The 18,644-nt window shown below is 66.0% G+C and carries 15 protein-coding genes, 1 tRNA gene and 1 pseudogene; 11 read left to right on the top strand and 6 right to left on the bottom strand.

The genetic code is table 11. The annotated features are described in order from the left end of the window. Positions 1-46: 46 nt before the first annotated feature. The 3 genes from hmgA to maiA are packed head-to-tail and all read left to right on the top strand — an operon-like array spanning position 47 to position 3,024. Positions 47-1,360: a homogentisate 1,2-dioxygenase gene (gene hmgA, locus GTW51_RS09920; protein WP_163043755.1), complete on the top strand. Its 1,314-nt coding sequence runs from the start codon at positions 47-49 to the stop codon at positions 1,358-1,360. Between the two features lie 7 nt (positions 1,361-1,367). After that, complete coding sequence (locus GTW51_RS09915; protein ID WP_163043754.1) at positions 1,368-2,390, top strand: fumarylacetoacetate hydrolase family protein; 1,023 nt, start codon at positions 1,368-1,370, stop codon at positions 2,388-2,390. A gap of 7 nt (positions 2,391-2,397) precedes the next feature. After that, positions 2,398-3,024, top strand: a complete 627-nt coding sequence (gene maiA / locus GTW51_RS09910; RefSeq protein ID WP_163043753.1) for a maleylacetoacetate isomerase — start codon at positions 2,398-2,400, stop codon at positions 3,022-3,024. Between the two features lie 788 nt (positions 3,025-3,812). Here maiA and GTW51_RS09905 read toward each other — a convergent pair. Then, complete coding sequence (locus GTW51_RS09905) at positions 3,813-4,439, bottom strand: tetratricopeptide repeat protein (protein WP_163043752.1); 627 nt, start codon at positions 4,437-4,439, stop codon at positions 3,813-3,815. Positions 4,440-5,122: 683 nt separating this feature from the next. Here GTW51_RS09905 and GTW51_RS09895 point away from each other — a divergent pair. The 3 genes from GTW51_RS09895 to GTW51_RS23895 all read left to right on the top strand — a co-directional run bounded on the left by GTW51_RS09895 (position 5,123) and on the right by GTW51_RS23895 (position 7,200). Further along, positions 5,123-6,469, top strand: coding sequence for a sensor histidine kinase (locus GTW51_RS09895; RefSeq protein ID WP_246232878.1), 1,347 nt, complete (start codon positions 5,123-5,125; stop codon positions 6,467-6,469). A 331-nt stretch (positions 6,470-6,800) separates the two neighbouring features. Next, positions 6,801-7,019 carry a hypothetical protein gene (locus GTW51_RS09890; protein WP_163043749.1) on the top strand — a complete coding sequence of 73 codons (219 nt, stop codon included), beginning with the start codon at positions 6,801-6,803 and terminating at the stop codon, positions 7,017-7,019. Positions 7,020-7,056: 37 nt separating this feature from the next. Beyond that, entirely contained in the window at positions 7,057-7,200 is a 144-nt protein-coding gene (locus tag GTW51_RS23895; protein WP_246232875.1) for a hypothetical protein, read from the top strand. 27 nt (positions 7,201-7,227) lie between these two features. Here the strand turns inward: GTW51_RS23895 and GTW51_RS09880 are convergent, their stop codons facing one another. Then, positions 7,228-8,457 carry an MFS transporter gene (locus GTW51_RS09880; protein WP_163043748.1) on the bottom strand — a complete coding sequence of 410 codons (1,230 nt, stop codon included), beginning with the start codon at positions 8,455-8,457 and terminating at the stop codon, positions 7,228-7,230. A gap of 627 nt (positions 8,458-9,084) precedes the next feature. Between GTW51_RS09880 and GTW51_RS09875 the strand changes: the two are divergent. Continuing rightward, positions 9,085-9,329, top strand: a pseudogene (locus tag GTW51_RS09875) (transposase); the annotation flags it as partial. On the opposite strand, the gene GTW51_RS09870 reads toward GTW51_RS09875, so the two are convergent. The 3 genes from GTW51_RS09870 to GTW51_RS09860 all read right to left on the bottom strand — a co-directional run bounded on the left by GTW51_RS09870 (position 9,228) and on the right by GTW51_RS09860 (position 11,486). Continuing rightward, positions 9,228-9,764 (bottom strand): relaxase domain-containing protein, encoded by a 537-nt coding sequence (locus GTW51_RS09870; RefSeq protein ID WP_163043747.1) that lies wholly within the window; start codon positions 9,762-9,764, stop codon positions 9,228-9,230. The pseudogene GTW51_RS09875 and the gene GTW51_RS09870 overlap by 102 nt on opposite strands. Then, positions 9,764-11,311 carry a DUF6538 domain-containing protein gene (locus GTW51_RS09865; protein ID WP_163043746.1) on the bottom strand — a complete coding sequence of 516 codons (1,548 nt, stop codon included), beginning with the start codon at positions 11,309-11,311 and terminating at the stop codon, positions 9,764-9,766. The genes GTW51_RS09870 and GTW51_RS09865 overlap by 1 nt, the downstream gene beginning before the upstream one ends. An 85-nt stretch (positions 11,312-11,396) precedes the next feature. Then, positions 11,397-11,486 (bottom strand) — tRNA-Ser (locus tag GTW51_RS09860). Positions 11,487-11,928: 442 nt separating this feature from the next. On the opposite strand from GTW51_RS09860, the gene GTW51_RS24475 reads away from it, so the two are divergent. From GTW51_RS24475 to GTW51_RS09840, 4 genes are all read left to right on the top strand, one after another. Then, complete coding sequence (locus tag GTW51_RS24475; RefSeq protein WP_163043745.1) at positions 11,929-14,190, top strand: LysM peptidoglycan-binding domain-containing protein; 2,262 nt, start codon at positions 11,929-11,931, stop codon at positions 14,188-14,190. A gap of 217 nt (positions 14,191-14,407) precedes the next feature. Continuing rightward, complete coding sequence (locus GTW51_RS09850; protein WP_203566006.1) at positions 14,408-16,222, top strand: ABCB family ABC transporter ATP-binding protein/permease; 1,815 nt, start codon at positions 14,408-14,410, stop codon at positions 16,220-16,222. A 154-nt stretch (positions 16,223-16,376) separates the two neighbouring features. Further along, the gene (locus GTW51_RS09845) at positions 16,377-17,075 is read left to right on the top strand and encodes a phosphatidylserine decarboxylase (RefSeq protein WP_163043743.1); all 699 of its coding nucleotides are present in this window, start codon (positions 16,377-16,379) and stop codon (positions 17,073-17,075) included. After that, the gene (locus GTW51_RS09840) at positions 17,075-17,908 is read left to right on the top strand and encodes a CDP-alcohol phosphatidyltransferase family protein (RefSeq protein ID WP_203565999.1); all 834 of its coding nucleotides are present in this window, start codon (positions 17,075-17,077) and stop codon (positions 17,906-17,908) included. The genes GTW51_RS09845 and GTW51_RS09840 overlap by 1 nt, the downstream gene beginning before the upstream one ends. On the opposite strand, the gene GTW51_RS09835 is transcribed toward GTW51_RS09840, so the two are convergent. Continuing rightward, positions 17,890-18,630, bottom strand: coding sequence for an SDR family NAD(P)-dependent oxidoreductase (locus tag GTW51_RS09835; protein WP_163043742.1), 741 nt, complete (start codon positions 18,628-18,630; stop codon positions 17,890-17,892). The two genes, GTW51_RS09840 and GTW51_RS09835, sit on opposite strands and share 19 nt — an antisense overlap. Positions 18,631-18,644 lie beyond the last annotated feature (14 nt).

Raw genomic sequence — 18,644 nt, 5'->3', positions numbered from 1 at the left:
CCTTTCGGCCAACGAGTCCACAAGCAAGCGAACCGGGGAGGCGAGGATGGATCGCACCGCCCAATACATGCCGGGCTTCGGCAACGACTTCGAGACCGAGGCGTTGCCCGGCGCTCTCCCGCAGGGCCAGAACTCCCCGCAGAAATGCGCCTACGGCCTTTATGCCGAGCAGCTATCGGGCACCGCCTTCACCGCGCCGCGCGGCCAGAACGAGCGGACCTGGTGCTATCGCATCCGGCCCTCGGTGAGGCACATCGGGCGCTTCGAGAAGATCGCCGTGCCGCTGTGGAAGAGCGCGCCGAATATCGATCCAGACGTGATTTCGCTCGGCCAGTATCGCTGGGACCCGGTGCCGCATTCGACGGAGCCGTTCACCTGGATCACCGGCATGCGCACGGTGACGACCGCCGGCGACGTCAACACCCAGACGGGCATGGCGGCGCACGTCTATCTCGTCACCACTTCGATGGTCGACGAATACTTCTACTCCTCCGACGGCGAGCTTCTTGTCGTGCCGCAGGAGGGGCGGCTGCGTTTTACCACTGAGCTCGGCGTCATGGACGTCGAGCCGAAGGAGATCTGCGTCCTGCCGCGCGGCCTCGTCTATCGGGTGGAGGTGCTGGAGGGGCCGTGCCGCGGTTTCGTCTGCGAGAACTACGGCCAGAAGTTCGACCTGCCGAACCGCGGCCCGATCGGCGCGAACTGCATGGCCAATCCGCGCGACTTCAAGACGCCGTTTGCCGCCTTCGAGGACCGCGACACGCCGAGCACGGTGACGATCAAGTGGTGCGGGAGCTTCCACCGCTCGGCGATCGATCAATCACCCCTCGACGTCGTCGCCTGGCACGGCAACTACGCACCCTGGAAATACGATCTTCGAAACTATGCGCCGGTGGGCGCGATCCTCTTCGACCATCCCGATCCGTCGATCTTCACGGTGCTCACCGCGCCATCGGGCGTCGAGGGGACGGCCAACATCGACTTCGTTCTTTTTCGCGAACGGTGGATGGTGGCCGAACATTCCTTCCGCCCGCCGTGGTACCATAAGAACGTGATGAGCGAGCTGATGGGCAACATCTACGGTGTCTACGACGCCAAGCCGAAGGGCTTCGTGCCCGGTGGCATGAGCCTGCACAACTGCATGCTGCCCCACGGGCCGGACCGCAACGCCTTCGAGGGCGCCTCGAACGCCGAACTGAAGGCAGAGAAGCTCGACGAGACCATGAGCTTCATGTTCGAGACCCGCTTTCCCCAGCAGCTGACCGCCTGGGCCGCCAAAGAGGCGCCGCTGCAGGACGACTACGTCGATTGCTGGACCAGTCTCGACAAGAAATTCGACGGCACCCCCGGCGTGAAATGAGGACGGCATGAAACTCGGCACCTTGAAGGACACGACACGCGACGGCCGGTTGGTGATCGTTTCGAAGGATCTCACCCGCTGTTCGGAGGTGCCGCACATCGCCCGCACCCTGCAGGCGGCGCTGGACGACTGGGAGCACGTCGCGCCGCGTCTGCTGGCCGTCGCCGAAGGCATCGAGACGGGCGGCCAGCCGACCAAGCGCTTCCACGAGCGCGATGCCCACTCGCCGCTGCCGCGCGCCTATCAGTGGGCGGATGGTTCGGCCTATGTGAACCATGTCGAACTGGTACGGAGGGCGCGAGGCGCCGAGATGCCGGAAAGCTTCTGGACCGATCCCCTGATGTATCAGGGCGGCTCTGACAGCTTCCTGCCACCGCGCGACCCGATCCGCTTCCCCGCCGAGGCGGTGCCGGGCTGGGGCGTCGACTTCGAGGCCGAGATCGCAGTCGTCGTGGGCGACGTCCCGCTCGGCGCGGACGAGACCACCTGCCGTGACGCGATCCGTCTCGTCATGCTGGTCAATGACGTGTCCCTTCGCAGCCTGATCCCTGGCGAACTCGGCAAGGGCTTCGGCTTCTTTCAGGCCAAGCCGTCTTCCGCCTTTTCGCCGGTGGCCGTGACGCCGGACGAGCTGGGCTCGGCCTGGGACGGCGGCAGGCTGTCGCTGCCGCTTCTCGTCGCCTTGAATGGGGATCCCTTTGGAAAGGCAGATGCCGGCGCCGACATGACCTTCGATTTTCCCAAGCTCATTGCCCATGCTACGCGAACCCGGCCGCTTGCGGCCGGCACGATCATCGGCTCGGGAACGGTTTCCAACAAGGGCAGGGACGGCGGGCCGGGACAGCCGATCGCAGCCGGCGGCGTCGGCTATTCCTGCCTCGCCGAGATCCGCATGGTCGAGACGATCGAAAGCGGCGCGATGAAGACGCCCTTCATGGCCTTCGGCGACACCGTCCGCATCGAGATGGCCGACCAGTCCGGCCATTCGATCTTCGGCGCCATCGAGCAGACGCTCGAAGAGGCTGCCTGACGGGGCGATGAAGCTCTACCACTACTGGCGGTCCTCAGCGAGCTACCGCGTCCGGATCGCCCTCAACCTCAAGGGCCTCGCCGCTGAACTCGTGCCCGTCGACATCCTCGCGGGCGAGCATCGCGGCGCTGCCTTCACGGCGCTTAACCCGCAAGGCTTCCTGCCGGTGCTGGTGGACGGCGACCTCGCGCTCAGCCAGTCCTTCGCCATCCTCCACTGGCTTGAGGCGAAGGCGCCGGCGCCTTCGATCCATCCAACTGATCCTGCATGCCGGGCGCGGGCGATGCAGATCGCCACGATCATCGCCATGGACATCCATCCTCTCTGCAATCCGTCGGTGCTGTCGCGGGTCGAGGCGATGGGCGGGAAGGACGCGAGGGTCGACTGGAACCGGTTCGTCATGGCGAGGGGACTCGCCGCCGTGGAAGCCTGCATAGATCCGAGGGGACCCTATTGCGTCGGCAAGGCGCCAAGCATCGCCGATCTTTGCCTCATTCCGCAGTTCTACAATGCCCGACGCTGGGGCGTGGAAGTCGGCGCCTATCCGAAATGCGTGGCGGTGGAAGCGGCCTGTCTCGCCACAGAGGCATTCGACCGGGCGCGGCCGGAGAACCACCAGCCCATTACGGCGTGAGGCAGGCCGCACTCGTCGCGGATCCTCGAAGGCATCTGCGTTCAGACGACCGGCACGCTCTCTCCTACTGCATCGTCATCAGCACGATTTCCGAACGCACCTTTAACCGAGTTGGTGGCGAGCTAGTGAATGATCCGCGCCAGCATCGTCGCGACCTTCTCGCCGACGCCCATGCGCGGGTACCGTCGAGATGTGCCTGACCGTCGAGAATAAAACAAAAAAAATTCGAACGGCCAGATCGGTGGTCGGACCGTAAGAACAAGAAACCTAACCTCTTCGATAGGAATGGAGCTGCAATTTAGTGCGTATGGTGTGACGGGTTAGATTTATAGCGTTATTTTATGGCACTATGGTAATTTTATATGTTAATTATGGCAGCGGACTACCGATTGACGTGAGGCCGTTAGCTGCCGCGTCCGAAAGATGCGTCGGCGGGACGGTAACGGCAGCTCCGCGCCCACTTCAGCCACTGGCGCCATGATGATGCGCTCCTAGAAGCAGACATCCGCGTTTTCAAACGTCCGTCAAATTTGCACGCCGGATCAAACCACGTTGGCTTGACGGGCCTCCTACTTCGGATCGCACGCGGGGGTGTATTCCCTGACGTACTGCTCAGACCGGCACCTGCCTCTCAAGCCGATCATTAGAGATGATCGGTGACAACTGCTACCTTAGCGGCCATCTTAGGGTCCGGGGATAATCGGTAAACCCGCGTCGCCCACCGCCTGCAAAAAGCGGGCATCTCGACGCAGGCTGCGGAATGCCGGATCGATGCCATAATAGAAGGCCTAGCGAGTCTCTATGAGTCCGAGTTGTGCCGCGGCGCCCTCTCCATCGCCTGCCAAAGCAAGCAGATGCGCGAGGAAATACGGCTCGATGGTGCCTTCCGGCAGTTCCCTCGCGGCCGCTAGCATGGCTTCTGCGATTCCATCGGCACCCAAGCCTTCATACGCCAGTCTCCCCGCACGGATCACGGCGCGCCCGTTATCGTCGTCCCTAAGGGTGAAGCGCGTTTCCCACGCCTGGAGATAAGGCAAGTGATCACCTCGTGCGAGTTCGGCGAATGCCAGGAAGCGATAAGGCGATCGATAGCCGGGTTCGTTCGCGGCGAGCTGGCGCAGCGTGTCCCGCGCTTCTTCGTGATGACCGAGGCCGAGGAGGATCATCGCCCTCGTTACAATTATCGAGCGCGACATCGGCTCGCGTTCCCGCGCCACGGCGATCTCGGCGGCCGCCTTCTCGTATCGGCCCACGCCCATCAGCGCCGCAGCGTGCCAGTGTCTCGCCAGCGTATCGTCGGGGTCGATTGCCAGCGCCCTCTCAGACAAGCCCAGCCCGGTGTCGTAATTCCGGTCCCAGAACATCGTGATGTCACCGAGCACGGCCTGTGCCTGTGCAAGGTTGGGGTTCAGCATTATGGCTCTCTCGGCAGCAGACCGAGATGCCTCGTAGCCTTCCTGAGGTGAAAGGACCGAATACTCGACCATCAGATTGTAAAAACTGTCGCTAGATCGGCGGGCGCTCCACCGAAGCGGGGTGCGCGGCTGGCGACTTCGATCAGCATCTGCTCGGACCGCCGCAGTGCCTCCGGGGTGCGCTTCTGCCAGAGATAGAACGCATCCAGGTACAGTACGCCGACATCCGCAGGGAGCTCATTTACGGTTTGCGCCGCAACGGGGAGGCCGGACTCTCGCCACATCGCCAGGCATGCGACGACCGACAACGACAGTAAGAGTAGCAAAATCACCGCACGTGATCGGTGCTTCTCGCCTTCTCGTTGTCGTTCATGCGGCGCCGCCTCCATCTGATTGATGGTGGATGTAGCTCCTTCGGATCATGAGGGCACCCGCCCTCAAACACCCGGCCAGGGCTTCCCGAACCTTGCCAATCTCGCCGTAGTGATAGAACGATGCGCCACCGGGGCACGGGGTACAAAGAATTGGACGCACCTTCTGGACAGGCTGCTTTGCACATTCAATCCAGCTTCCTTGCTGGGGGCGGCGAGCTGGGTGCGCTCATGCGAGCCCATGATTGGTCTTCGACGGCTTTGGGGCCTCCGGAAACATGGTCCCAGCCGCTTCGAACGGTTGTCGGCATCATGCTGGGTTCACGTCAGCCGATGCTCGTCGTCTGGGGCCCGGAGCGCCTGACCCTCTACAACGACGGCTACGCCTTGATGTGCGGCGATCGGCATCCGGGTGCTCTCGGCAGACCCTTTTCCGAACTCTGGTTCGACATCTGGGATGTCGTGGAGCCAATCTTGGATCGCGCCTATGCGGGCGAGCCCACGCACATGGACGACATACAGTTTACCATGCGCCGGCATGGAGATCCCGAGGAGACGCACTTCGCCTTCTCCTACACGCCAGTTCGCGATGAAGCGGGGCAGGTGGCGGGGATGTTCTGCGCCTGCACCGAGACGACCGGCGAGATCCTGGCAGAGCGGCGTCTGGCTGCCGAGACGGATCGCCAACGCCGCCTATTCCAGAAGGCGCCCGGCTTCATCACCATATTGCGCGGACCGAACTTCGTGTTCGAGTTCGCCAACGAGGCGTACGTTCGCCTCTTCGGGGGACGGGATGTCGTCGGCAAGACCGTGCGAGAGGTCTTTCCGGACCTCGAGGGTCAGCCGTTCTTCGGTCTGCTCGAGAACGCCTATTCCACCGGTGAACGCTTCGTCGCCCAACAGACCCCGATCCGCCTCCGGTCGTCGCCAAATGCCGAGCCGAAGGAGCTCTTCCTCGACTTCATCTACGAGCCGGTGACCGACGAGGCTGGCGTCGTGACTGGCCTCTTCGTGGAGGGCTACGACGTCACGGAGCGCAAGAAGGGCGAGGAGCACCTGCGTCTGATGATCAACGAGCTGAACCACCGCGTGAAGAACTCGCTGGCGACGGTGCAGGCGATCGCGTCGCAGACGTTCCGCAACCCTGAGGCTTTCGAGGCATCCAAGCGCGACTTCAACGAGCGCTTGGTCTCTCTGGCCCGGGCTCACGACATCCTCACCGATGCGAACTGGGCGGGCGCGACGCTGAGGCAGGTCGTTGATCACACGGTCCGGCCGCACGGGGGAGAAGCCGGAGAGCGCTTTCGACTCGACGGCCCGCAGGTAGTCCTGACACCAAAGGTGGCCTTGACCCTCTCCATGACCCTTCACGAATTGTGCACGAATGCCGCTAAGTACGGCGCCCTCTCAGTGGAGTATGGGCAGGTGTCCATCGCCTGGTCGTGTCCCCTGACCGAGGACGGGCGTCGCCTGCACCTCACCTGGACAGAGCGGGGTGGTCCTGCGGTTTTGCCGCCGAAACAAAAAGGCTTCGGATCGCGCCTGATCGAACGAGGCTTGGCCGCGGAACTCGGCGGGATAGTCGACATCGCCTATGAACAGGCAGGTGTCGTGTGCACGGTCGACGTCCCGCTTCCGGCGGAGCCCCCGGATGCCTGATGGATGTGACCGCTCCGCGTGGACGGGTTCCGCGTAGGCGATGTGCGGCGCGCGAAGAACTTGCTGACAAAACGTCGCGTTCGCTATTTGTTCACGCATCCGCTCCTGACCCGAGACCCTCAGTCGAAGCGCCTTCAGCGCATGGCGGTCGTATGCGCCGCGTCCATCTTCATATCGATACACTGATTTCCGTAAGCATCCGGCCTGAACCGCCTCGCGAGATTGGCGGCCGGATAGATGACTGTCAGTATGGACATCCTACTGACACTCGTCACCCCCATCGCCTTGAGGTCGTGGACACAGGCCGCCGCCGTCGGAGGCTACCTGAGCCATGGCGGCCGTCACCCGCGTCTTCACGCCTCGCCGTGCCGCTCGCATGCTGGAACGGGACGAAAAATTGCTCTGGGACCTGGCGGACCGATTCGAGCCAGAGGACGGCGTCCTCTGGATCTACGAGATCGACAACGACGATGGCATCATGGCCTTCACAGACTTCGGTCTCGAAAATTTCAAAGAGATCATCGCGGATCAGATCGACCGTAAGGATTGATTACAAAGCCAGTAGCCGCGGCCTCACCGGATGCGTATTGCCCATCGTCGTCTCGCCGGGCAAAGAGCTTGAGGCGACGGTGAGAAACGGCCAATCCGGCCGCGCCCAGCGCCTCGTCCGCCGCGCCGGCGGCGCGATCCTCGTCGGCCTCGGCACACAGCTGGCGCTGCAGTGGGGCTGAGCCGGCAGGGGCCGGTCCGCGGCCGCGTCAGGGCTTGGCCGCGGCACCCGGTCGGTCCTGCTCGATCCGGGGCAGGAACCAGGCCAGCAGTCCGGCCAGCGGCAGGAACGAGCAGAAATGGTAGACGGCCTCGATGCCGTAGCGATCCGCCATGCCGCCGAGGATCGCCGCGGCGATACCGCCGAGACCGAAATTCAGCCCGTAGAACAGCCCGCCGATGAGGCCGATGCGGTTGGGCAGCAGCTCCATCGCGTAGATCAGGATCGAGGCGAAGGCGCTCGCCATCACGAGGTTGATCGACACCGTCAGGACGCCCGTCCAGAACAGGTCGGCATAGGGCAGCATCAGGGTCAGCGGCAGCGGCCCGAGCACCGAGATCCAGATGATCCTGTAGCGCCCGATCCGGTCGCCCACGATGCCGCCGATCAGCGCGCCGGCCGCCGAGGCCATCAGGAAGACGAACAGCATCATCTGCGAGGCGGGGATCGACAGGCCGAAGCGCTCGATCAGGTAGAAGGTGTAGAACGACCGGAAGCTCTCGCCATAGGCGTTCTTGGAGAACATCAGCAGCGTCAGGACGACGAGCCCGATGGCGATCGTCGACGTCGCGTGGCGCGGCAAATTCGCCTGGTGGCCGGCGAGCGATTCCCTCACCGCCGCGAAATGAAGGCTGATCGCCGCCTGCTGCCGGCCGATCCAGGTCAGCAGCAGCATCGCCGAAAGCGCCGCCGCGGTGAACCAGGCAAGGCTCGGCTGGCCCAGCGGCACGATGATCAGCGCCGCGCAGACCGGGCCGAGGGCGCCGCCCGCCTGGCCGCCGACCTGGAACATGCCCTGCGCAAGGCCCTGCCGCCCGCCCGCCGCATAGCGCGCCATGCGCGTCGCCTCCGGGTGGAAGATCGACGAGCCGATGCCGATCAGCGCCACCGCGACGAGGATCGCCGCGTAGCTCGCCGCGAAGGCGAGGGCGATAAGGCCTGAGAGCGTGAACACCATGCCGATGACCGGCGAATACGGCGCCGGGCGCCGGTCCGTGTAGACGCCGACCAGCGGCTGCAGCAGCGAGCCGGCGATCTGGAAGGTGAGGGTGATGAGTCCGATCTGCGCGAAGTCGAGATCGTAGCTGCGCTGGATGATCGGATAGATCGCCGGGATCAGCGACTGCATCAGGTCGTTGAGGAAATGCGCGACGCCGAGGACCGCGAGGACCCCCATATAGGTGCGGGGCTTCAGCGACAGGGCAGGGGCAGTGTTCATCTCGGGTCGTCCGTTCAGAAGACAGGGGATTCGGGCCGGCAGCGCCGGGATGCGGCATTGACGACGGAACAGCTACGGCAAACGGCACCGCAACGTAATGCTCCAGGCCCTGAAGCTGGAAACAGAGGAATCTGAACGAGCAGCCCGACCTCTCGGACCATACTGGAAAAATAAGAAAGGCAAAGACGTAGCGGGGACCGGCACGGGGGGCCCCGGCACCTGGTAGCAAAGACCGCCAACGCGCCCGACGCCTGGTGCGAAGCGGGAAGGGAATGGCTGGCCCGGGTCGAAAGCGGCTGGACCGCCTTCGATCGCCCGCCTTCTTCCCGCGCTCGGTCAAGTCGGGTCGACAGCGTCCGTCCGCTTCTGGCACCCGCTCCTTCGGTGCCAGCGACCGGACGGTTTGGGAAGGCGACTGCCCACTTCTGGCTTAGCCAGGCGTGAAGCGGCCATACCGCTTGCGATGCAGGCAACGGCCGACAGGTCAGGGGCAAAACGATCTCGCCTGCCGATGACGTGGTGAATGGGCGTTGCGCCGATAAGAGAGGTGGCTCGGCCAATCTGCACAGCGGGCTGAGTGGATTGTCTGCCTGAAGGCGGCCAGGATGGTCGTGATCAGGAGAGACGATGACAAAGAGACCCAGGCGGAACCACAGCCCGGCCTTCAAGGCGAAGGTGGCGCTGGCGGCGGTGCGCGGCGAGAAGACGCTGGCCGAGTTGCACAGCAGTTCGATGTGCATCCCAATCAGATTACGCAGTGGCGTTCCAAGCTACTGGAGGGTGCCGCCGGCGTGTTTGGGCCGGAAGCGGCTGCGATTGCCGCGGCGCCGACGGTCGACGTGAAGACGCTGCATGCCACGATCGGGGAGCTGAATGGTCCCGCCGGCGCCAAGCCGCACTTCGAGAAGCGCATGGCGTTCGCTAAAGGACAGGGCTGCCTCGACGGCGTTGCGATGCAGTTCCTCGATCGCAATACGCTGCACGTCGTTCCCGGCGGCCCAGAGCAGGGAAACTGACTTGGGCGCGGAAAACGTCACATCCCAGCCGGCGCGATGACGCTCGCCGGAACCGCGGACAATTCCTTGATCGGAACGAGGGTGCACGCCGGCGCAAAGATCGCGAAAGCTATCCTTGTCGATGGCCGCCCCATGCGTCACGACGCTGCTGCCGCTGGACCACCAAATGCCGCCCCCGTCGGCGGCATAATACTCGTCCCGATTTCGGGGGCGAGCCTCGCGATTGGGATCATTGACGTAATAGAGGCCGGCATCGCGCCCGGCGCCAAGCGCATGAAACGTCGCTGTCATCAGCTCGGTCCGGCGCTTTGCGGCTTCGGATCGAGCGACAAGTCTTTCCAGGCCGGGATGAGGTCGATCGCTGTCTTCAGCACCGGGACAGGAAACTCGCCATAGAGCTCGCCCTCGGTGCGGGGTGCATGGCCCTGGATGAAATCGCGGATCTCAGGGCTCATGCCGACGCGCCGCGCCACCGTCTTGAAACGATGCCGGAATCCGTGGTTCGGCGCGACGGTTGGGTCGGTAACACCGAGCTCGCGGATCCAGGCCGCGAGGTTCTCGCCCATTTTCTTGTGCGGCGTCAGGGCGGCCCCAGTTGATTTGCCACGGGCGGTAAAGAACAGCGTCGAGCGCTGGCAGCATTGCGCGAATTCGACGAAGCCCTGCTCGATGAGATGATCGTGCAGAGGGACCACCCGGACCTTATAGTTCTTCACGCTTCCCGCTTCCGGCGTGATGGTCAGGCTCCATATGCCGTCGATCAGCGACACGTCCTCCTTCCTCAACTGGGTCAGCTCGTTGACCCGCGCCCCGGTGTAGAGCGCAAGCCAGGGAACCCAGCGTCTTGCGTCGATGTGGCAGGGGGCGAGTTTCTGCGGCGGCGCCTGCAGGGTGCCCTTCAGGACGAGCTGGACCTCCTGGTCGGTCAATCCCGGTCCGCGGAGCGTCCGCCGCTTCGGCACCCGGACGTTGAAGGCCTCGATCGGGTTGGCTGTGAGCTTCCGTTCGCCGACATAGTAGCGGAACAGGGCCTTCGCGGAGGCCAGATACACGTCCTTGATCGTTCGCTGCGCCTTGCCCTCGGAGCGAAGCCATTCGATCCAGTCGGCGACATGAGTCTCGGTGATCCGCGAAAGGTCGTTGATGCCGCTGTGCGCGGTCAGCGTCCGGAGGGCTGGCAACCAGCGCTTTCTTGTGGCAGCCGATAATCCAACTGTCTGCGCGTACGCTTCGAATGCGGCCTCCAGATTGAGGGCCGGCTTCGCGGCAGAGGATTTGCGGTACTTCGCATCGGCAGAACCCGCGGCGTAGTCGTTCTCGAGAACCCGCGTGGCACGGATGGGCAGTGCTTCACCAATTGCCTTCGCGATTCGGAGGTCGACGGCGCCCTGCATGTCTGGGGCAATCCGGATGCCCCGCATGCCGAAATAGTCGCTGATCTGCGCACCGCAGAGGCGGCAGAAGTCACTGCCGGCAACAGGATCATCGGGCTTCTCGATGAAACGGCCTACGACTGCGCCGAGTGCATCATCCCAGAACGGCGACCAGCGTCCGCCTTCGATCTCCTTGCAATAGGAATCGAAGAAATCGGCACTGTAGGCGTTCATCTGCTCGTAGGTCGGGCGGACGAGGCCCTGCCGCAAGTTCGTCCAGCGCTCGGCAAGCTCGGCCATCGCTTTCGAGTAGCGAACTCGTGCCTCACCGACTTCCTTCGTCCGAAGCGATTGCTTCTCTACGGCATGCCTGACAAGACCTACGAGGTCGCTCGGCACGCGAACCCGCAGATAGTAGACACCGGTCTTTGGATGCTTCCAGGGACGAGCCATTCGCAACACCATGTGTACCACCATTGTGTACCACGCGGCGATTGCGAAACCCTTGCGCTATAGAGCGTTGAGGAAATTCAATGACTTGGACGCGGGATGGCGGAGAGGAAGGGATTCGAACCCTCGATACCATCGCTGGTATACTCCCTTAGCAGGGGAGCGCCTTCGACCACTCGGCCACCTCTCCGGGGACGGGCAATACGCGTGCCGGCCGTCGCTGGCAAGGGAGAAGGCGGCAAAAGCCGCGCGAAGTTGCGCTTCCGGCGGTGAGGTCATGCCCGCGAGCGATGATGTCTGGTCGACGTGGCCGAGGTCGAGTCCCGCGCCGGTGCTGGTCTGTCGCGACCCATGCCTGCCGCCGAGCCACACCGGCGTCGGCCCGCCGATCGGGATCATCGCTTAGGGAGCGAAGGCCGCGGCGCGCGCGGTGCGACGCGCGGTGATCGCGGGCGATGTCGCGAAAAGCCGGCCGACCGTGAACCCTCCGCGGGAAGGCCGACAGGCGGGCTTGCCGCCGCTTGCGCAGAGACGCTTCGCCGTGCCGCCGGCGCCGTTGTCATCCCGCGCCAGACCGGTTTGCTTGTAGGGCGGGCAGGGCTTCGTTAAAGGTCGGAAGAAAGCGTCTCGCGGTGTCTGAACGTGAGCTCGAGACGGCGGGGCATGGTGTCGTGATGCAGCGGAAAGTCGTCGGAATTCTCCTGGTCTGCGTGGTCCTGCTGGTGGCGATCGTCGCCGGCTACTGGGACATGCTGCAGAGCGAGCGGCTGCGCATCTCCGGCCCGCGGCAGGACGCTGCGGAAACGGACGTCGCCGCCCTGCCGCAGGAGGCGATCTCTGCCGAGGACGGTGTCCGTGACAGCCGGATTCGTTCAACCGAGCCAGTGGCCGGCGAACCGGCGTCGCCGAGCGGCGCGGTGCCGCAGGCGGTGGACCCCTCTGGCGGGACGACAGGCGGCGCGACAACCCCTGAGATGGCGGAAGCGTCGCCCTCCGATGCCGACGGCCCGCCGGCAGCGACGGCGATCACCGAGCCGGTGGCGCCCGAGACCGCGATGCCCGAGACCGCGATGCCCGAGCCGGTGGTGCCTGAACCGAGGGTGTCAGAGGCCGCGCCAACCGGCGACGGCGCCCGGCCGGACGCGCCCACGGGCGACGCGCTCGCGCCGACGGCTGCCGATCGAAGCGACGGTGCGGCGCCGGCCGGCGAACCCGCGCCTGCGGCGACGGCGCCCGAAGGGACGGATGCGCGGGTGACCGGCCGGGACGGCGAGGCGACCACGGCGGACGCCGCAACGTCGCCATCGGCGCGTCAGAGCCGGCCGGGGCCCGATGACGCCGCCGTGGCGGCGGGCGCCCCGTCTGAGCCGGCGGGTGGCGCGGTCGACGCAGCCGATGCGACGCCGCGCTTCGACCTGTTGCGGGTCGAGCCCGATGGCGCGACGGTGATCGCCGGCCGTGCGGCGCCGGGCGCCCGGATTGCGCTTCTTGACGGCGATACAACGATCGGGACCGATACGGCGAATGCCGCCGGCGAGTTCGCCATCGTGCTCGAGACGGCGCTGGCGCCGGGCGACCACGCCATCCGCATCACCGCCACCGGCGAGGACGGGACCGTCGCGACGTCGGAGGAGATCGCCATCGTGTCCGTGCCGCAGCCGGGTCGCGAGAGCGAATTGCTGGCGATGGTGGAAACGCCGAACGAGGCGTCGCGGCTGATCAGCATTCCGGCCGGCGCGCCGCGGGATGATGCGGCGGCCCCGCCGCGCTCGGCGTCCCTCCCGACCGAGGGCCCGGGGACGGCGACGCCGCCCGCCGGGACCGAGGCACGCCTCGCCGCGCCGACCACGGATACGGCGGCGCTCGATTCGGAGGCTGCACCCGAAGCCGGCACGGTGACGCTGCCGCGCGCCGAACCGCAGGCCGTTGCTAACCCGCAGCCGGCCGTGCCGATGCTGCGCGTCGAGGCAGTGGAGATCGAGGCCGGCAAGCTCTTCGTCGCCGGCGCGGCCGAGGCCGGTGCGCTGGTGCGGGTCTATATCGACAATTTGCGCATCGCCGAGGATCGCGCGAGTGCGGAAGGGCGCTTCCTCGTCAGTGCCGAGACGCCGGTCGCGCCGGGCGACCACATCGTGCGGGCCGACCAGATGGCGCGGGACGGCAGCGTCGAGATGCGCGCGGAAGTGCCGTTCCAGCGGCCTGAGGGAGCATCGGTGGCGATGGTGGCGCCGCCACGGGCCATGGCGCCAGGCACCGGCGTCGCGGGTGGCAGCGGCGAGGGCGCGGCAGGCACGGCACGTGGGAATGCGTTTGCGGGTTCCGCGGCACCGTCGACCTCCGTAGGGGAGGACGAAAGTCCGGCGGCCGCAACATCGCCGAATGAGCCGGCGGCCGCATCCGCCGGGTCCGACGAAGCGTCACTGGGTGACGCTCGACCGCCGGCATCGCAAGAGAGCACACCTGGCGAGCCGAGGGACGCGGTGGCCTCCCTTCCGGCCGGCGCCGCCGCCGAGCGTCCGGCTGGAACTCCCGCTCCGCCGGCCGCAAGCCAGGCGCGAGCCGAGACATCGACCCCCGTAGCCGGGACGTCGGCCCCGGCGCTCACGGAGGACGAGGCTCGCCCGATGGAGAATTCTGATGCCGCATCGGCGGAGGATCAGGTGCCGATAACGCGGCAGGAGGCACTGACCACGGCGCCCGGCCGGGTCATTATTCGACGCGGCGACTCGCTCTGGCGCATCTCGCGGGAGACCTACGGAATGGGCAGCCGCTACGTGGTAATCTATCTGGCCAATGGTCATCAGATCCGGAACCCGGATCTGATATATCCCGGCCAGGTCTTCAGCGTTCCCGACGAACTTGTCGAAACACCTGAGGCCGGCGGCAGCGGCTGACCGGCAACCACGCGTCGACGGTCACAAACGGCGCCGAGCCGGCACGGGTTCGGACAGCGGCTCGCGCGCGGGCCAAAACTAACGACAGGATGTGGACGCGCGGCGCGGTTGCCGCGCTGCCTGCGTCGGAAGGACAGTCTTGGCGAATCCAGGCAGCAAGCGCGTATCGGGCGACCGCGGGGCGACATTCTCGACGCTGGTGAATCTGTGGCCGTATATGTGGCCGGCGGATCGGCCGGACCTCAGGATGCGGGTGATCTACGCCTCGGTCTTCCTGATCCTCGCCAAGCTGCTCACCGTCGCCGTCCCGTATTTCTTCAAATGGGCGACCGACGCGCTGGACGGCGCCGACAGCGCCCGGGAATGGCTGCCGCTGATCCTCACCGGTGCGGTGACGCTCGTCGTCGCCTACAATGTCGCGCGGGTCATCGCCGTCGCCCTCAACCAGCTGCGGGACGCGCTGTTCGCCCGGGTCGGGCAGCATGCGGTGCGCCGGCTCGCCTACCAGACCTTCGTGCACATGCACCGTCTGTCGCTGCGCTTCCATCTCGAGCGGCGTACCGGCGGCCTGTCTCGGATCATCGAGCGCGGCACCAAGGGCATCGAGGCGATCGTCCGCTTCACCATCCTCAATACCGTGCCGACGATCCTGGAGTTCGCGCTCGTCGCGGTGATCTTCGGCGTCACCTACGGCCTGTCCTACGTCGTGGTGATCGCCGTGACGGTGTGGCTCTACAGCTGGTTCACCATCAAGGCGAGCGACTGGCGCATCGACATCCGCCGCGACATGAACGAGTCCGATACCGACGCCAACACCAAGGCGATCGACTCGCTCCTCAACTTCGAGACGGTGAAGTATTTCGGCAACGAGGCGATGGAGGCGCAGCGCTTCGACAACTCCATGGCGCGCTACGAGGTCGCGGCGACGCGGATCTGGACGTCGCTCGGCTGGCTGAATTTCGGCCAGGGCGTCATCTTCGGCGTCGGCATGGGGATCACCATGGTGATGTCGGCACTGGAGGTCCGGGCCGGCACGCAGACGCTGGGCGACTTCGTCTTCATCAACGCCATGCTGATGCAGCTTTCGGTGCCGCTGAACTTCATCGGCTTCGTCTATCGCGAGATCCGCCAGGGCCTCACCGACATCGAGCAGATGTTCGATCTGCTGGAGGTCGAGGCCGAGGTGAAGGATCCCGAGGGCGCCCCGGCGCTGGTGGTGCGCGAGGGGGCGATCCGCTTCGAGAACGTCCACTTCGGCTACGATCCGCAGCGCGAGATCCTGAAAGGCATTTCGTTCGAGGTGCCGCCCGGCAAGTCGGTGGCGATCGTCGGGCCGTCGGGGGCCGGCAAGTCGACGATCTCGCGGCTCTTGTTCCGCTTCTACGACGTCAGCTCGGGGCGCATCCTGATCGACGGCCAAGACATCGCGGCGGTCCGGCAGGATTCGGTGCGCGCCGCCATCGGCATCGTCCCGCAGGATACCGTGCTGTTCAACGACACCATCGCCTACAATGTCCGATATGGCCGGATCGACGCGAGCGAGGCAGACGTCGAGCGGGCCGCCGAGCTGGCGCAGATCGCCTCGTTCATCCGCGAACTGCCGGGCGGTTTCGACGCCATGGTCGGCGAGCGCGGGCTGAAGCTGTCGGGCGGCGAGAAGCAGCGCGTGGCGATCGCCCGCACCATCCTCAAGGCGCCGCCGATCCTCGTCCTCGACGAGGCGACCTCGGCGCTCGACACGCATACCGAACAGGACATCCAGACGGCGCTGGACATGGTGTCGAAGGAGCGCACGACGCTGACCATCGCGCACCGCCTGTCGACGATCATCAACGCCGACGAGATCATCGTGCTGAAGGCCGGCGAGATCGTCGAGCGCGGCTCGCATCGCAGCCTGCTGGCCGCCGGCGGGCTCTATGCCGAGATGTGGGCGATGCAGCGCGAGGCGACCGAGGCGGAGGAGACGCTGCGCCGCGCCCGCGAGGCGGATGCGCTGGGCGTGATAGAACGGCGCAAGCCGCCGTCGCCCTGAGGCGTGGAGGGACGACGTGCGATGTCGCCAGCGTGAACGGGCGGCTTTGCGCTGAAGCCGTCCATCGGCTAGACCCGGCGGAACGATCGGGCGGCCCGCGCCCTTCCGGCATGACCCCGTCGCGCCGACCTGCCTGAGGAAAAGACCGCCAGAGATGCACATTTTCGCTTCGATCCGTAACGTGATGGCTCCGGTCCACAAGGCCGGCTACCTGTTCATCGCGGCCTTCTTCGCCGTTGCCGTGGTGCTGGGCTTCTTCTGGGAGCCGCTGTTCTGGCTCGGCCTGATCCTGACGGCCTGGTGCGCCTACTTCTTCCGCGATCCCGAGCGTGTCACGCCAGTGGCCGATCATCTGGTGGTGAGCCCGGCCGACGGCCGCGTCTCGCTGGTCGGGCATGTCGTCCCGCCCGCCGAGCTCGATCTCGGGGTCGAGCCGATGCTGCGAATCTCGGTGTTCATGACCGTCCTCGACTGCCACGTGAACCGCGCGCCGATGCGCGGCCGGATCACCCGCATCGCGTATCGCGAGGGCGAGTTCCGCAACGCCGAGCTCGACAAGGCGAGCGAGGTCAACGAGCGCAACTCGCTGGTCATCGACGGGCCGCAGGGCGAGATCGGCGTCGTGCAGATAGCCGGGCTCCTGGCGCGGCGGATCATCTGCTGGTCGAGGACCGAGGACCGGCTCGAGGCCGGCGAGCGCTTCGGTCTGATCCGCTTCGGCTCGCGGCTCGACGTGTATCTGCCGGATGGCGCCCGTCCGCGTGTCGCCGAGGGCCAGACGGCGATAGCCGGCGAGACGATCATCGCCGAATTCGGCAACCAGCTGCCGACCTGGCCGTCGAGGCGCGACTGATGGCCATCGGTTCCCCGTTTCCGCCGTTCGAGCCCGGCAAGCCGGACGAGGCGGACATTCCCGCCCGGCGCCGCATCCCTTTCAGGCGCATCGCGCCCAATCTCATTACGCTGCTATCCATCTGCGCCGGGATGACCGGCATCCGGATGGCCTTCGAGGGTCGGTTCGAACTGGCGGTCAGCCTGGTGCTGGGCGCAGCGCTGCTCGACGGCATCGACGGCCGCGTGGCGCGTTATCTCAAGGGCCAGAGCCGCTTCGGCGCGGAGATGGATTCGCTCGCCGACATCGTCAATTTCGGCGTCGCGCCGGGCCTCGTCCTCTATGCCTACATGCTGCATGACGCCGGCTCGCTCGGCTGGATCGCCGCGCTGCTCTATTCCAGCGCCTGCGCGCTTCGGCTGGCGCGCTTCAACACGATGCTTGACGATCCCAACCGGCCGAAATGGCATTCGGCGTTCTTCGTCGGCGTCCCGGCGCCCGCCGGGGCGGCGCTGGCGATGTTCCCGGTCTATTTGAGCTTCTCGGGGCTGGATCTCGGCGTACCGGGGCTGACCGCTGGCGTCGCCAGCGTCTATCTCGTGGCGATCGGCCTGTTGATGGCGAGCCGCCTGCCCACATGGTCGGGCAAGGGCGCCGGGATCCGGGTGCCGCGTGACTACGCCATCCCGATCATTCTCGGCCTCGTCGCCTATGTCGCGGTGCTGCTGAGCTTCTTCTGGGAAACGCTGACGCTTACGGCGATCGCCTATTTCGTCTCGATCGCCTTCTCCGTCCGCGCCTTCAGCCAGCGGGCGGCCATCGAGGCCAGAGAGGATCAGGCGGGGTCGCGGTAGTCCAGGAACTGCCCGGCCCGCACGTCGAACAATTTGCCGGTCTCGGTGACGTCGGCGAAGGCCAGCGGCACGATCTTGGCCGCGACTTCGCGCGCCGTCGGCAGCGACTTCGGATCCTCGCCGGGCATCGCCTGGGCGCGCATCGCGGTGCGCGTCGCGCCGGGATTGACCGAGTTCACCCGCAGCGGCAGGTTCTGCGTCTCGTTCGCCCAGGACCGGACCAGCGCTTCGCTGGCGGCCTTGCTGGCGGCATAGAGCGACCAGAAGGCCTTCGCCGAATGCGCCGCGCCGGACGAGATGACGATGGCGCGGCCCGCCTGCGCCTTGCGCAGCAACGGGTCGACCGAGCGGATCAGCCGCCATGTGGCGGTGACGTTGACCGTCATGGTCTTCTCGAAGGTCTTCGCCTCGATATGGCCGATCGGCGCCAGCACGCCCAGGAGCCCGGCATTGGAGACCAGCACGTCGAGCCGGCCCCAGCGCTCGTTGATGGCGCCGCCCAGCCGGTCGATCCCGCCCATGTCGGTCAGGTCGAGCGGCACCAACGTAGTCGAGCCGCCGGCGGACTTGATCTCGTCGTCGAGTTCCTCGAGCCCGCCGACGGTGCGGGCGAGGGCGATGACATGGGCGCCTTCGGCGGCGAGCCCCTTGGCGATCTGGTAGCCGATGCCGCGGGAGGCGCCGGTAACCAGCGCGACCTTGTCCTTGAGCTGTCCGGTCATGCGTACTCTGTCGA

This window comes from Aurantimonas aggregata (assembly GCF_010500835.1).
GTDB classification, from domain to species: Bacteria; Pseudomonadota; Alphaproteobacteria; order Rhizobiales; family Rhizobiaceae; genus Aurantimonas; species Aurantimonas aggregata.
Note: the sequence above shows the minus strand (reverse complement) of the source record. Positions and strands in the feature narration are given on the sequence as shown.